The following is a 15,560-nucleotide window of genomic DNA, read 5'->3' as shown; positions in this document are numbered from 1 at the left end:
CTTGGACAACTGAGACTACTCTTCGCTCTTTGACTCGGAGAGTGTGAGATTGGCACTGATCGCCATCCTGACCAGTTCGGCGAGGGAGTTGGCCTGCATCTTCTCCATGACCCTGGCCCGATGTGCTTCGACCGTCTTGGCACTGACCCCCAGGCTGCTTGCAATCTCCTTGTTTGCCTTGCCGTTGGTCACCATGACCATCACTTCGTGTTCCCTCGGTGTCAGGCGTGCCAGACGGGTGGCGATCTCCGCACGCTGTTTCTGCATATCCCGCTGCTTCACATCCAATGCCAGGGCATGGCGGATGCTCTCGAGCAGCATTTCATCATTGAAGGGTTTCTCGATGAAATCGACCGCGCCCGATTTCATCGCCCTGACGGCCATCGGCACATCACCGTGACCGGTAATAATGATCACCGGTATGGCAATCTGGTTGGCCCGCAGATACTCCTGTAACTCCAGACCGCTCATCCCCGGCATGCGCACATCCAGTAACAGACAGCCGGATCGTCCGGGATAATAACTCTTGATAAAGGCATCTGCCGACTCGAATGTCTCCACCTGCATGGAAACCGATTCTATAAGCCATTTCAATGAATTCCGCATGGCTTGATCATCATCTACAACAAATACTGTCGGTGGTTTGGTCATGGTTAAAAACCTGGTAGTTCGAGTTTGGGATCCGTTGGCAGGATAACGTGAAAGGTCGTTCCTTCATCGACTTCGGATACGACTTCAATCATGCCATGGTGATCTTGCATGATTTTCTGACTGATTCGCAAGCCCATTCCCATACCACCTTTCTTGGTGGAAAAAAACGCATCGAAGAGATGCTCCAGCGTCTCCGGCGACATACCCGGACCGCTATCCCTGACAAGAACCTGCACCATCTTGTTATTCACTCTCTCTGTCTTCAGCAGAAGTCTGCGCTGGGAGACATCGACCTGTTTCATGGCATCGATTGCGTTTCTCACCAGGTTGAGCAACACCTGCTCAATCTGCACCAGGTCAACCATAACCGGAAGAACCTCATCGCTCAATTCCACGCAGACCTCAACCTTCTGCCGGTCAGCCTCGAACTCTATGAATGAGGCAACTTCCAGCACCATGTGATTGAGATTAGCCGCCTCGCGCTCCTGGGGACGTTTTCCCACCAGTGAGCGCAATCGCTTGATAATCTCACCCGCCCGCTCCGCTTGCACAGTGATCTGAGCCATGGCGTCCAACAACTCGGCTTCACCACCGCTACCGGTTTGCAGACGTCTGACACAACCACTGGCAAAATTGATGATTGCCGACAGCGGCTGGTTCAGCTCATGAGCCAAACCGGTGGACATCTCGCCCATTGTACTGAGGCGACAGACATGGACAAGTTCTGACTGGTGCTGTCTGCTCTGCATCTCAGCCAGACGCATTTGGGTGAAGTCGCGCCCGTAGATATTGACATAATCCAACTCTCTGATGGGCGCCAGTTGCAATGAATAGATCTGGTCCTCAAGATTGATCTCATAGACCTTGTTGACGCCCTCCTTGAGGACACTGGCAACCAGGTTGCGCCAATAGAGCGGCAGCGTCTGGCCGCGCTCGCAATCCCAATAGGCCAGCAGTGGCTCACTGGCATCGTTGGCATAGACAATGACCCCCTTATCATTGATACGCAACACAGGATTGGGATTTTCACTGGCAAGCTTGGCCAGACTCGCAATCTCTCGTTCGGCCTGTCTGCGCCCGCTGACATCACGGAGATAGACATTGAATAGTGTCTGATTTTGGAGATGAATCGGAATGACGGAACACTCGATTGCCTTCTCTTCACCGTTGGCGGTTTCCGCCAGCATCGGCTGATCACGACAGAAACTGGGTCCGACACTGCGTTTGATACATCGCCCCAACATGTCACGGAAACGGCTACGATCATCCGGCTTGATCGCTATCTCCTCCAACCTCCTGCCCATCAGCAGTTTCCTTGAGAAACCAAAAGTCTGCAGCGCTGTTCCGTTGACTTCCACAACAATGCCCTGCTCGTCTAATGTCACAATCGACACCATGGAATTATCGAATAGCGCACTCTTTAGAACTTCGGTTTCCCGAATTCGCTTCTCCTGTCTGTCGTGCAGGGTATCGCGTGCGGTGATCAACTGACGAAAAAACTTCTTTACCCAATCCTCCAGCTGCAGGAGTACGTTACCCTTTTCTATAACCGGCTGCTGCACACCCAATGCTTGTTGCCCGTAACGGGATATGCGCTTTAAAACCTGATTGATCTTGGCGGATATCAAAAAGATGATGAAGGAGAACACAACCACATAGACCAACGCAGCAAGCAGACGATCCAATTGAGCAAGTTTGGAGATATTTTTGATGTTCTGCTGTACTACATCCCGCGAAACCATAGTGGTAAACAGCAGGTCATGATCCAATGATTGATACTGTGTGATGGCCTGGGAAGTCAACAGATAGCTGTCGCGCCAATCCCGTATGTAGGAACCTTGGGGTATCTTATCCTGATCACTGCTTGCCAGAAGTCTCTGATCATTGGAATCGATCAATGCGATAAGCGTATCCGTACCATGTGCCATCTTTTGTGACTCGGCAAGAAAATATTCATCGACATCGACGATCAGAAGAATGACCGCCGGATCTGTTTCCTGCTGGTAGGCAATGTTCGACCAGACCAATAGGTAGGGGGCACCCTCGATCAATGTGATGACTGCATCATTACGCTTTGGATATAACTCTAAGATTCTGTCTATGTTGAATGGCAGCAATTTTCTTTGATAGATCTCACGAGCCTTGCCACGCATATCCATCAGGACCACTTGGCCAGGCTCTATCAAACTGACATTGGGGTGACCTATTTCCAACCAACTTGGCGACTCATTGTAGTATTTGGTCCGCTGCGCCGATTCCTGCCATGAAAAGGAGTTGAGATAGGTAATAAGCTGCCAGTGATTGGAAAGCGCATGGCCCTGCAGTTGCCACTCTTTAATAAACTCTTCGAAACGGCGGCGTGTCTCCACGGCACGCATATCCAACCGGCTTACCAGTTCATTTTGAAAGAGCTGTTCAAGGTGTTTACCCTGGATAGGATCTAACAGCAACCAGGCGACCAATCCACTAAAGATTCCGGCCAAAAGTGAAAGTGTTGGCAGGGAAAGGTTTACCAGCCTGTTCCGCCATTTTTGTGAATAATTAGTGCTCATTTTGCGGATAGTCGGGGTAGCCGGTAAAAAAAATAGTTTGATATATAAAGCAATCTGTCACACGCAGACTTGGAAAAACGGCTACCGCACCCTTTTTACCCTGGTTGTTGTCACTATTCCAGTCTATTGGGTAATTCATCTGACAATCGGTTAGATCACGAGCACGCTCAACTCAGGGCCTGTTGAAACTTATCCAACCGGCCCTGTTGGATATCGCTGCGATAAATCGAGATAGCGACATTGAATTATATAAAATCTAAAACAAAAAAAAGACGCAGAATGCGTCTTTTCAAATCCGGATTCCAGCTAACTGGAGGTATTATAGTTTTCAGGAGGTTCGGTCAGTTCAATAGTTGGCACTGGCCCGGTTAGGCAGTGCTTGGGATGTATCACTGTAGCCGGTGTGCATATATGCCCTCTCCGCTACTGTGGCATATCCATATAGCATCTTCCGCAACATCTGCCTGACACCGGCATCCAGCTCACTGAACATCAATCCCAGACAGCCGGGCTGCTGATGCACGATAAATGCTTTAGCCTGGCACTGGCTTTTACCGCCGCAGGATTCGACGGGAAATGAGACATCAACGATCGGATTAAGATGGTGTGAGCTGTCACCGATATCGACTAGCATACCACTCAGGCTGATATTTCTTACCTTTCCATGTACTTGTCCGTGAGTACGATCATTGATTACGATTTCGAAGGATAGCAACTTGCGATGGTCACGTCTGTGTTCCATGCTTTCGCTCCAAATAATTGCTGTATTAGCAGGACTTAAAAGTATGGACCCTGGTGCGGATTTTTCAAATCGGGAGTATTGCCTCAGAATGTTAGGGTTTATCCTAGGTTGAGGTCTCCGTGATCTCTTATTAACTACCCAATTGTATGTAGACAGATGCCAACTTATAGCGCCCCGGAAGCCGAAGCAGCCCTCATTCCAGGCCTCATCCGCCGTCTGGCCGCCATCCTTTACGACAGCTTGCTGTTAATCGCCCTATTGTTTGTAGCGACAGCTATCGTCACGCTTCCGTTCGGCAATCCCAGCGGTACGATGCTTCTTGTTTTCCAGTTTTTTATCTTTGAAATCATACCCTTGATATTCTTTACCGGCTTCTGGGCCCGAGGCGGTCAAACCCTTGGCATGCGTGCCTGGCGACTTAAACTGATACGTATGGACGGGGGGGATGTCGGTTGGTCGGATGCCCTCAAACGCCATCTCGCCGCCCTCTTTTCGGTTCTGGTTTTCGGGCTTGGATTTATCTGGATTCTGGTCGATCCGCAAAAGCTAGCCTGGCACGACCGGCTTTCAAAGACACGACTGATAATTGTCGAATAGTTGATGCAGATCACATTTTCGCTACTGGTGGATTCGATCAGTTGGCAGAGCGAGTGAGGATGCGCAGGCGCGACGCCGATAGCAATTTGTTAATCGCTATCCGGCGTTAAACATGGCGCCTGTTCACACTGATCCAATCGGTTCTTTTGCGTCGAGTAAGCGTACCGGAATATCGGGTGAGCAGACTCAGCTTTCGAACGGGTGGCGCCGCACAATTGTCTCGATTCTGTCCGGGCCGGTCGAGATGATATCGATGGGCGTGTCACACAGTTCCTCAATCTTTTTCAGATACTCTTTAGCCGCCTGGGGCAGCTGATCGAAGCTGGTCAGACCGACCGTGGACTCCTGCCAACCCGGCATTTCGATATAAACCGGTTCACACTCCGCAAAACGGTCAGCGCCTGAGGGAGGCGATGTGACCTCCTGGCCGTTCAACTTGTATGCGACACAGATCTTGACCTTCTGCATACCATCGAGGACGTCCAGCTTTGTGATGCACATGCCGCTGACGCTGTTGATCTCCAGTGAACGCCGCAGCGCGACCAGGTCCAACCAGCCGCAGCGGCGCTTACGCCCGGTAGTGGCACCGAATTCATGACCCTTGGTACCCAGATGGTCGCCATCCTCGTCAAACAGTTCCGTGGGGAACGGGCCTGCACCGACCCGGGTTGTATAGGCCTTGACGATCCCCAACACATAGTCGATATAGCGGGGGCCGACACCGGAACCGGTTGCCGCACCCCCGGCGGTGGTATTGGATGAAGTGACGTAAGGGTAGGTGCCGTGATCGATATCGAGCAACGCCCCTTGCGCACCCTCGAACATGACATTCCTGCCCTCGCGCCTCAATTGATGGAGGGTGCCGGTTACATCATCCACCATCGGCTGCAGCCGTTGTGCCTGTTCCAGCAACTGATCCAGAACCTGCTGATAGTCGACCTCTCCATATTCGAACAGATGCTTGAGGGCGAAGTTGTGATAGTCCATCACCTCCCGCAGTCGTTCGCTGATGTGCTTCTGATCAAATATCTCGCCCAGGCGGATACCCCGCCGGGATACCTTGTCTTCGTAAGCAGGTCCGATACCGCGTCCGGTGGTGCCGATGGCCTTTTTTCCACGCGCTTTTTCTCGTGCTGCATCAAGCGCAATGTGATACGGGAGGATCAGAGGGCAGGATTCTGAAATGCCCATGCGACTCGATGCAGGCACCCCGTTCTGCTCGAGTGTATCTATCTCTTCCAGCAGGGCGTCAGGTGCCAACACCACACCGTTGCCGATCAGGCAACGCACGCCCTCGCGTAAAACCCCGGAGGGAATCAGATGCAATACGGTCTGCTCTCCATCGATGACGAGTGTATGGCCGGCATTGTGACCACCTTGAAATCTCACCACAGCTGAGGCCTTGTCAGTCAGAAGGTCGACAACCTTGCCTTTACCCTCGTCTCCCCATTGTGTTCCGATTATTACGACATTCTTGCCCATGGCACTCTCAAATTGTTATTTCCGATCGGAGTCGGATCTAGATTAAAGTTAAGTCAGCGATTCTTGCAGAAATCATTACAGAATCAAACAGCCGTCAGCTGCCACCGACCATCCGTCAATACCAGCTGTTGCTCACATCCCATCTCTTCGGCATCGCCGTGTTGACCAGGCAACGCACTGACAACCCTATGTCCTTCGGAGCGCAAACGTGCGATCTCTTTTTGTAGTCCGGGATCATCCGAAGCAGGCGCAAAAATGGTGGGGCGACTCGCCGTACGTTGCGGTAAATGAGCCACCCGAATCAGTGTCTTGAGGTCACTGCTAAAACCGGTCGCAGGTCTCGACCTGCCGAACACGCTGCCAATGGCATCGTAGCGCCCGCCGCGGGCAATCTCTTTTCCGCTGCCGGGTACAAAAGCTGCAAACACCACGCCTGTATGGAAGTGGTATCCACGCAACTCAGCAAGATCGAAGTGGACCGGCACCTCAGGCAGCCAGACAGCGATCTGATCAGCCATCATCTGCAGGTAATCCAGCGCCTCTTTCACGACCTCGGAAGCATTCTGCAACAGATCTCTCGCCTCCTGCAGCGCCCTGTCACCACTCAGCTCCCCCAAGCAGGCAAGCATGGCGGCATGCTCTGGGGCGATGGAAAAGGCTTCGAGGAGCCTGTCGACCTCGGACATTGCCTTACGCTGCAAAGCGTCGAACAGCTCGCGTTCCTGATATTCGTTGAGACCGGCCTGTTCGGCCAGACCTTTGTAGACACCAACATGGCCAAGATCGAGATAGACGTCCTCAACACCGGTGGTCTTGAGGGTCTCCATCATCAGACGCAACACCTCGATGTCACTTTCAACTCCGCTGTGGCCATACAGTTCTGCACCGATCTGTAACGGACTGCGGGTACCGGCGAATCCATCGGAGCGTGTATGCAACACCGTACCCAGGTAGCACAGGCGAGTTGGGCTTTGAGAGCGTATGTGATGAGCGTCAATGCGCGCGGCCTGGGGTGTGATATCCGCGCGAATACCCATCAGCCTGCCGGATAGCTGATCGGTCAGTTTGAAGGTATTCAGATCCAGATCACTGCCCGTGCCGGTCAGCAATGAGTCGAGAAACTCCACAAACGGCGGAATAACAAAGTCATAGCCCCAACTGCTATATAGATCGAGCAACTCACGGCGTTTGCGCTCGATAATACCCGCTTCAGGAGGAAGCACTTCATCGATACCGTCTGGCAGTATCCAACGTTCGTTTTCCATCTTAGCCACAATCAATTCACAAGATATAGCAGGATTACCCCGGAAACCATACTGATAAGGCCGCTGATTCTCAGTGAGCGGCTGTCTTGCTGCACAATCATCAACAGGACTTCCCGCATACTATTGGGGCTGAGGAAGGGCCAGATGCCTTCGATCACCAACAATAGCGCCAGCGCCACAAGCAAATCATGCCACATTGATGAATTCCCCATAAAAAAACCGGGGATCATCCCGGTCGAGAGCATGCGGTCCGCCAGGACCGCCGGCCATTCTCTCAGAGCAGGACGCTGTTGTCCATGCAGACAGAGTCAATAAAACCGATATTTAGAGAAAATGACCGCTAAAAACAGCTGAATGATCAAACTGTATCGGAGGGATATCAATCAGCTGCCGCCCGCTGAGCGGCGGCAGCTGATTTGTCATCTGAGCCTATTATTGACCTTCGCGGTTTTTCAAGTAGCGGAAGAAATCGGAGTCGGGTTGTAAAACCATCACATCGGAGCGATTCTGGAAGCTGTTTTTATAGGCATTCAGGCTCCGATAAAAGGAGTAAAACTCGCTGTCCTGTTTATAGGCATTGGCATACGTCTCCGCAGCCTTGCCGTCTCCCTCACCACGTAATTTTTCGGCCTCCCGGTAGGCGGAGGCCACGATGACCACGCGCTCACGATCGGCGTTGGCGCGGATCTTCTCAGCCGCTTCGGCACCCTTGGCTCGAAGGTCCCTGGCTACACGTTCACGTTCTGCGCGCATGCGTTGATAGACCGACTCACTCACTTCGGGGGGTAGATCGATCTGTTTGACCCTCACGTCGAGGATCTCGACACCTAGCTCTGCCGCCTTGGCATCGGAATCCTTAGTCAGCTTGTCCATGATCTCCGTACGTTCGCCGGAGATAACCTCCTGCACCGTGCGCTTACCGAACTCATCACGCAGACTGGTATTGATACGCTCCTGCAACAGGCGGGCTGTCTTGTCGAGACTGCCGCCGGTAGAGCGGTAATACTGTGCCACGCTGGCGATACGCCATTTGGCGAAATAGTCGACGATAACATCCTTCTTCTCCGCGGTCAGGAAGCGTTCGGGACGGGCATCCATGGTCTGGATTCGGGCATCGAAGGTCTGGACATTATTGAGTATCGGCACCAACCAGTGGAGACCCGGTTTGTAGTCGGTGGCGACAATTTCACCCAGACGCAGCTTCAACGCCACCTCCCACTGATTGACAACGAAGGCGGAAGTGTAGATCACGATTGCCCCAATCGCGACCACAGGGATTAGCAATTTAGGCACTCTCATCAGCGAACCCCCCTTGTACGATCGACATTGCGGATCTGACCGCTACCGCTCTGACTGCGTGAGGTCTCTTTGGTTGAAAACTGTTGCTCCCTCACCGCTCTTCCCTTCTCATCACCTTGAATCAGTTTATCGAGTGGCAGATACATCAGGCTGTTCCCGTCCTGAGTGTCGAGCATCACTTTGCTCGACTGCCCCAGCATCGACTCAATGGCGTCCAGATAGAGGCGTTCCCGGGTGACTTCGGGTTCCCGACGGTACTCTTTGAGAATCGCCAGAAAACGGCTCACATCACCTTCCGCTTCGGCAATCACCCGGTCTCTGTAGGCATTCGCATCCGCCGTACGGCGTGCCGCCTCACCACGGGCCTTGGGTACAACCTCATTGGCGTAGGCTTCGGCCTGGTTCTCCAGCTTCTCCTTATCCTCACGCGCCTTGATGGCGTCATCGAAAGCGCTCTTGACCTGCTCGGGCGGTTTGGCAGGTTGCATGTTCACACTGGTGATAATGAGGCCGGTCTTGTATACGTCTATCAAACCCTGGGCACCCTGCATAATTCGATCCGCGATGGCGCCACGTCCCTGGGTGAGGATAAAGTCGAGATCGCTCTTACCGATGATTTCGCGTACAGCGGTCTCGGTTGCATCGCGCAAGGTCTTGTTCGGATCCCGATCCTGAAAAAGGAAGTCGGCCGCGTCCTGAATACGGGACTGAATGGTGAACTCCACATCGACGATGTTTTCATCACGGGTCAGCATCTGCGCCTTGTGACGAAATGAAGAGATCTGGTCAACGTTGACCAGGATCCGGCGTTCGACTGGAAAAGGGATATGCCAGTGCGGTCCGGGTTGCGTAGTCTCGGAATAGGCGCCGAAACGCAACACCACACCACGCTCGGCGGGTTCGACGATGTAGATGCCGCTGGCCAGCCAGACAATCAACCCGATTGCAACGATTACACCAATCGATTTGGAACCAGGTCCTGATCCACCACCAACCGATGAGCCGCCACGGGAAGGCTTGCCGCCACCGAATATTCCACCGAATTTATCCTGAAGCTTTTTTACCACTTCATCGAGGTCCGGTGGACCCTGATCGCCACCTTTACCGCTCCAAGGATCTTTACCATTTCCACCCGGTTCATTCCAGGCCATTGAACACTCCAACTATAGTTACTGGTTTAATTCGCTTTGGCTCAAGCAACCGAAACTTGTATATGGGTTCGATTAAGGCCAAATTCAATCCATAACACTCCAACCTGGCACCATTCTATCAGCACCCAGGTACCGAGTGTACATCGTGATCGGTTCTGTGACACTCCACACTAACCGATAATGCAATTTTCCAGTACAGGTTCTTCCTTCAATAATTTAAGGAACTCCCGCTCCGGCATATCGATATCCATCTCCCAGCCCCCCTCGTCTGTACTCGACTCATTAAGCACAGAACCACGTTCAAACAGCAGGGCGTGCAAGCGACCATCCCCCGGATTCAAGCGCAACCGCTGCTGTACATGGTTTTTTCTAAAGAACTCAGCAAGTGCCTGATGCAGCAAGTCAGCTCCCTCTCCCGTAATGGCGGAGAGCCAGATACGTGTAATCTGACCATTCCCGTCCCGATCTACTCTCGGTTCAACATTGTCAAGTAGATCCGTTTTGTTAAATATCTCTATCTGGTGGACCTTGTCTGCACCGATCTGTCGCAGCACATCGTTGACTTCCGTTATACAGGTCGCCCTCTGCTGGCTGGAGGCATCAACCACATGCAGTAACAGAGAGGCATCCGTGGTCTCCTGCAAGGTCGATTTGAAGGCGGCCACCAGATCGTGTGGCAAATGGCTGATAAATCCAACCGTGTCGGCCAGTACAATCGGTCCCTCACCCTTCAGTTCCAGCCTCCTCAATGTCGGATCAAGGGTGGCGAACAGCTGGTCAGCGGCATATACGTTGGAGCCCACCAGTTTATTGAAAAGCGTGGATTTACCCGCATTGGTATAGCCAACCAGGGAAACTGTAGGGATATCAGCTCTTTCACGCCCCCGTCGTCCCTGTTCACGCTGAGAATCCACCCGTTCGAGGCGCCGTTTTATCTGATTGATTCGCTGGTTCAACAATCGACGGTCACTCTCCAATTGCGTCTCACCCGGTCCGCGCAGGCCAATACCGCCTTTCTGCCGTTCCAGATGGGTCCATCCCCTCACCAGACGGGTAGAGAGGTGTTGCAACTGGGCCAGCTCCACCTGGAGCTTACCCTCAAATGATCGGGCCCGCTGACTGAATATGTCCAGAATCAAACCGGTACGATCGACGACTCGACACTTGAATTCCCGTTCCAGGTTCCTCTCCTGGCTGGGTGAGAGCGTATGATCAAAAATCACCAGATCGGCACACTCCTCGGCAACAATATGCTTTATCTCTTCCGCCTTACCACGTCCGATAAATAGTTTGGGATCGGGTTGCTGCCGACTCCCATAGATAAGCGTGACGATCTCCGCACCTGCAGAGATTGCCAAGTCACGAAACTCGTTGATCTCATCCCGGTCCCTGGTTATACCCAGGTCAAGATGGACAAGTACAGCGCGTTCACCCGCTTTGGGACGTTCAAACATATTGGATCGGATAGATCAGACTGGAAAATATCAGGTCATGCTACCGGGCTAAACCAGGGCCTGTTAACAGGCTTCAGTGGGACAGGCCCGATAGCGAATCGATTGGAAAAACTAGAAGTTACCAGTACCGGAGGGTGGTGGTGCTGGCTCTTCGCCCTGGCCGTTTGCATGCTGAATACGCACATTCCGTGCGGGAACGACCGTCGAAATAGCGTGTTTGTAGACCATTTGACTGACACTGTTTTTTAAAAGCACCACAAATTGGTCAAAGGATTCAATCTGTCCCTGCAGTTTGATACCGTTGACAAGAAAAATCGACACTGGTACGCGTTCCTTCCTCAGTGCATTCAAAAAAGGGTCTTGTAGACTTTGCCCTTTAGACATGGAGTTTCTCCTTATTGTGTTTCTATTATAGGCAGTGATATCAAATGCATAATGTAAGCTGGCAACTGTAAAAACGACGCCACAGGCGGAAGTTTAGCACAATGTTTTTTTGTCCACGCATACAAAACATAAATAGCAATTAAGTAAAAAATAGTAACCGAACCAACGGGAAGAGGCTAGATAGGGATAAAAAACGACTTAAACCGGCTTGAAATCAGTCCCAGAGCCTGTTTTATCACATCCCCCTCATCATCCAGCCAGTGACACCCTCTACAGCTGCGCAACCAGGTAAACTGACGTTTCGCAAGCTGACGAGTGGCAATTATGCCCCTTTCTATCATCTCTTCACGCGATAACTCGCCCAACAGGTAGCTGAGCATCTGACGATACCCGACGGCCCTCATTGATGGCATTGCGGGTGAGAGATCGCCCCGACGCATCAGGGCCCTGACCTCCCGCTCGAAACCCTGTGCCAGCATTTCGTGGAAACGCCGCTCTATTCGAGCATGTAACAGGCTTCGCTCCAGAGGTGCACGCACCAGCTTCAACACACTGTACGGAAATGTATGACCAACACTGCCCTGCTGAAGTTCAGTCAGGGTTTTTCCGCTGATTTCAATCACCTCAAGCGCACGAAGGATCCGCTGAGGGTCGTTGGCATGAATACGTCCACCTGCTGCGGGATCCAGACATGAAAGGCGCTGATGCAACGCTTCCAATCCGAGCCGGCCCAACTCTTGCTCCAGGCGCGACCTGATCCCTGGATCTGCTTCAGGCAAGTCGGAAAGCCCCTCTTCCAGCGCCTTGAAATAGAGCATGGTGCCGCCAACCAACAGGGGGACTTTGCCAGCCCGGGTTATTTCGGCCATCTCGGTCAGTGCGTCCTCGCGAAAGGCGGCGGCCGAGTAGCTCTCCGATGGATCCCTGATATCTATCAGCCGATGCGGCGCGATCCGCAACGTGGCCTGGTCGGGCTTGGCTGTGCCAATATCCATACCCCGGTAGATTAGCGCTGAATCCACACTGATGATCTCCAGTGGCAGGCGTTCAACCAATTCCACAGCCAGCGCGGTCTTACCTGATGCGGTGGGCCCCATGAGAAAGATGGCGGGTGGTAGTGACTGAGGATGCTGCTTCAACTCCACTTCAGCGACCCCGCAGGAAGAGCCGGTCCAATTCACTTAGGGACATCTGTACCCAGGTTGGTCTGCCGTGATTGCACTGGTCCGCCCGTTCCGTCCTTTCCATATCGCGCAGTAAGGCGTTCATCTCATCCAGTTCAAGGCGTCGATTCGCCCTTACCGAGCCATGGCAGGCCATAGTGGCCAATACCTTTTCGATCTCGACCTGCATACGATCGGTGTGACCGTACTCCGCGAGGTCAGCGAGCAGATCACGCAACAGTTTCTCCGCATCAGCACCCCGTAGCAGGGCAGGGATAGTCCTGATCGCCAGGGAATTCTTACCCAAACGGCTGACTTCGATGCCGAGTCGATCTAAAAATGGTTGATATTCCTCAACCAAATCCGCCTCTGATGCACTGACCGCAACCGTCACGGGCACCAACAACGGTTGACTGGTAATGCCGTCACCATGGTAAGTTAGCTTAAAGCGTTCATAGGTGATACGCTCATGAGCCGCATGCATATCAACCAGCACCAGGCCGGCTTCGTTTTGCGCCAGGATATAGACACCATGCAATTGTCCCAGAGCAAACCCCAAAGGCGGTATCTGCTCCGTCTGGGAAGGCTCCGCCTCTGAATATTCCTGTGCATGCGCCGGTTGTTGAGCCGTGAATGCCGCCCGATAGGCGGCAGGACGCTGCGCCACACGCAAATCCATACCCTGCTGTCGGCTGTAGCCGGATGCTGTTGGCTCATTGACTGACGGTATCGTTTCAACAACCGGCTCCTGGCCATGCTGGGGTCGGGTCTGAGCCAACAGTCGGTGCAGGCCCTGATAGATGAAATCGTGCACCGAGCGGGAATCGCGAAAGCGTACTTCATGTTTTGTCGGATGGACATTGACATCCACCTTGCGGGGGTCCAAACCGAGGAACAGCAAATAGGCCGGATGACGGCCGTGATAGAGTACATCCTGATAGCTCTGTCGAATAGCATGTGTTACCAGTTTATCCCGGACCATTCGCCGATTGACATAAAAGTACTGCATATCCGCCTGTGAGCGGGAGAAACCTGGTCTAGCCACCCACCCGCTCAGGATCATATCCCCCGCCTGCTCTTCAATGGCAAGCGCCTGATCCATAAAACCAGCTCCAAGCAAGTCCCGGATGCGCCCCTCTCTGTCCTGGCGATCACCGCAGGGCGGCAAGGCAAAGATCTGACGGCGATTGTGGTGGAGAGAGAATCCCACATCGAAATGCATCAGGGCAAAACGTTGGAACAGTGCGCTGATGTGGTTGAACTCGGTCTTTTCAGTGCGCAGAAACTTACGCCTTGCCGGGGTATTGTAGAAGAGATCGCATACCTCGACACTGGTGCCTGGTGGGTGTGCCGCCGGCTTGGGTTCGGTAACATTATCTGAACCATCTCCCGTCACCTCCCAAGCCTCCTCCGCTTCCTGATGGCGGGAGATCAGCCTGAGTCGGGAGACCGAACTGATGCTGGGCAGCGCCTCGCCCCTGAACCCCATGCTTTGCAATGACTCCAAATCCTTGAATTGGATGACCTTGCTGGTGGCATGTCGAGACAATGCCATGGTCAACTCCCGCTGTTCAATACCGACACCATCGTCACGAATGTGGATACGTTTGATACCCCCCTGGTCGACCTCGATATCGATCTTTCTCGCCCCGGCGTCAAGACTGTTCTCCACCAACTCCTTGACCACCGATGCCGGACGTTCCACCACTTCGCCGGCGGCAATCTGATTGATCAGTTGAGGGGGCAGGATTCGAATCGGCATAGTCAGCAGGCGCAGTCGTCGGTAGAGGCTGTGGGAATGGGGTATTGTGCCATCCATCCCGGAAGCGGGCCATGGCTAAGTGGGTGGAGAGGCAGGATGGTTTATTGATCAGCCGCCAGGGATCTGCAGTACCTGGCCGATACGGATGGTATCGCTCTTCAATTCGTTGGCGTTGCGCAGACGGCTGACACTCACCTGATATCGATTGGCGATGGCGATCAGTGTTTCACCGCGGGAGATCACATGCTTTCGCGGTGCCTTCTTAGCCAGGTTGGAGGCAAGCAAAGTACCTGGTGGCGGCTGGAACTTGAAATAGGTGCGAATGCCTTTCATCAAGGCGGTAGCCACCTTTTGCTGATGTTTTACGCTCCTCAGGCGGCGCTCTTCATCCGGGTTGGAGATGAAGGCGGTCTCCACCAGCATGGAAGGGATATCCGGTGACTTCAATACCACAAAACCCGCTTGTTGTACCTTCCGCTTATGGGTTTTTCCAAGCGTTTTGAGCTGCTTCAACACCCTATTGGCGGCCCCTGAACTTGCCTGCAGGGTACCGATCTGGGAGAGATCCAACAGCACCGAGGCAAGCATGTCGTCCTTATCCTCGAGAGAGACGCCACCGACGAGATCCGCGCTGTTCTCCCTTTCAGCCAGCCAACGGGCAGCTTCATTGGAGGCCCCGCTTCTTGACAGGGTATAGACGGATGAGCCACGCACCTTCGGATCGTGAAAGGCATCGGCATGAATCGACACGAACAGGTCAGCCTGATGCTCTCTCGCCTTGGCGATACGCTTACGCAGGCCGAGATAATAGTCACCGTCCCGAATCAGTACCGCCCGCATCCCCTCCTGCTTATTGATCGAAGTGGCCAGTTTACGCGCAATCGCCAGCACCACGTCCTTTTCATAAGTCCCCTTGAGGCCGCGTGCACCCGGATCCTCGCCACCGTGCCCCGGATCCACGGCTATCACCACATCCCGTTTTCCCAGCGCCTTTGCCGTCTTCACCGGTTGTGAACGCCGACTGGTGGTGGCTTTGCCGTCATACAGATCGACAACCA

At 53.2% G+C, this 15,560-nt stretch carries 14 protein-coding genes; 1 reads left to right on the top strand and 13 read right to left on the bottom strand.

Translation table 11 applies throughout. From position 1 onward, the window contains the following. Positions 1–15 precede the first annotated feature (15 nt). The 3 genes from AB8516_RS00070 to AB8516_RS00060 all read right to left on the bottom strand — a co-directional run bounded on the left by AB8516_RS00070 (position 16) and on the right by AB8516_RS00060 (position 3,945). Complete coding sequence (locus AB8516_RS00070; protein WP_108292340.1) at positions 16–651, bottom strand: response regulator transcription factor; 636 nt, start codon at positions 649–651, stop codon at positions 16–18. A gap of 2 nt (positions 652–653) precedes the next feature. After that, positions 654–3,203, bottom strand: coding sequence for an ATP-binding protein (locus AB8516_RS00065; protein ID WP_369156860.1), 2,550 nt, complete (start codon positions 3,201–3,203; stop codon positions 654–656). Between the two features lie 346 nt (positions 3,204–3,549). Beyond that, the gene (locus AB8516_RS00060) at positions 3,550–3,945 is read right to left on the bottom strand and encodes a PilZ domain-containing protein (RefSeq protein ID WP_108292344.1); all 396 of its coding nucleotides are present in this window, start codon (positions 3,943–3,945) and stop codon (positions 3,550–3,552) included. Between the two features lie 156 nt (positions 3,946–4,101). Here AB8516_RS00060 and AB8516_RS00055 point away from each other — a divergent pair, with 156 nt between their 5' ends. Next, on the top strand, positions 4,102–4,542 hold the full coding sequence (locus AB8516_RS00055) for an RDD family protein (protein ID WP_369156857.1): 441 nt from the start codon (positions 4,102–4,104) through the stop codon (positions 4,540–4,542). 186 nt (positions 4,543–4,728) lie between these two features. Here AB8516_RS00055 and AB8516_RS00050 read toward each other — a convergent pair whose 3' ends face one another. The 10 genes from AB8516_RS00050 to AB8516_RS00005 all read right to left on the bottom strand — a co-directional run. Beyond that, on the bottom strand, positions 4,729–6,024 hold the full coding sequence (locus AB8516_RS00050; protein WP_369156855.1) for an adenylosuccinate synthase: 1,296 nt from the start codon (positions 6,022–6,024) through the stop codon (positions 4,729–4,731). A gap of 83 nt (positions 6,025–6,107) precedes the next feature. Next, positions 6,108–7,289, bottom strand: coding sequence for an ATP phosphoribosyltransferase regulatory subunit (locus AB8516_RS00045; protein ID WP_369156853.1), 1,182 nt, complete (start codon positions 7,287–7,289; stop codon positions 6,108–6,110). Positions 7,290–7,300: 11 nt separating this feature from the next. After that, positions 7,301–7,486, bottom strand: coding sequence for a DUF2065 domain-containing protein (locus AB8516_RS00040; protein WP_369156851.1), 186 nt, complete (start codon positions 7,484–7,486; stop codon positions 7,301–7,303). 235 nt (positions 7,487–7,721) lie between these two features. Next, complete coding sequence (gene hflC, locus AB8516_RS00035; protein ID WP_369156849.1) at positions 7,722–8,588, bottom strand: protease modulator HflC; 867 nt, start codon at positions 8,586–8,588, stop codon at positions 7,722–7,724. After that, positions 8,588–9,739 carry an FtsH protease activity modulator HflK gene (gene hflK, locus AB8516_RS00030; RefSeq protein ID WP_369156847.1) on the bottom strand — a complete coding sequence of 384 codons (1,152 nt, stop codon included), beginning with the start codon at positions 9,737–9,739 and terminating at the stop codon, positions 8,588–8,590. The genes hflC and hflK overlap by 1 nt, the downstream gene beginning before the upstream one ends. 170 nt (positions 9,740–9,909) lie before the next feature. Then, positions 9,910–11,193 (bottom strand): ribosome rescue GTPase HflX, encoded by a 1,284-nt coding sequence (hflX, locus tag AB8516_RS00025; protein WP_369156845.1) that lies wholly within the window; start codon positions 11,191–11,193, stop codon positions 9,910–9,912. Positions 11,194–11,304: 111 nt separating this feature from the next. After that, positions 11,305–11,577: an RNA chaperone Hfq gene (gene hfq / locus AB8516_RS00020; RefSeq protein WP_369156843.1), complete on the bottom strand. Its 273-nt coding sequence runs from the start codon at positions 11,575–11,577 to the stop codon at positions 11,305–11,307. A 176-nt stretch (positions 11,578–11,753) separates the two neighbouring features. Then, positions 11,754–12,674, bottom strand: a complete 921-nt coding sequence (miaA, locus tag AB8516_RS00015; protein WP_369163202.1) for a tRNA (adenosine(37)-N6)-dimethylallyltransferase MiaA — start codon at positions 12,672–12,674, stop codon at positions 11,754–11,756. 49 nt (positions 12,675–12,723) lie between these two features. Beyond that, the gene (gene mutL / locus AB8516_RS00010; protein ID WP_369156841.1) at positions 12,724–14,559 is read right to left on the bottom strand and encodes a DNA mismatch repair endonuclease MutL; all 1,836 of its coding nucleotides are present in this window, start codon (positions 14,557–14,559) and stop codon (positions 12,724–12,726) included. Positions 14,560–14,610: 51 nt separating this feature from the next. Beyond that, positions 14,611–15,560, bottom strand: a 950-nt coding sequence (locus AB8516_RS00005; protein ID WP_369156839.1) for an N-acetylmuramoyl-L-alanine amidase, incomplete at its 5' end; no start/stop codon positions are given.

This window comes from Candidatus Thiodiazotropha sp. LNASS1, from assembly GCF_964212655.1.
Classification (GTDB): Bacteria; Pseudomonadota; Gammaproteobacteria; order Chromatiales; family Chromatiaceae; genus Thiodiazotropha.
The sequence above is the reverse complement of the archived record's forward strand: the minus strand, read 5'-3'. Positions and strand labels throughout refer to the sequence as shown.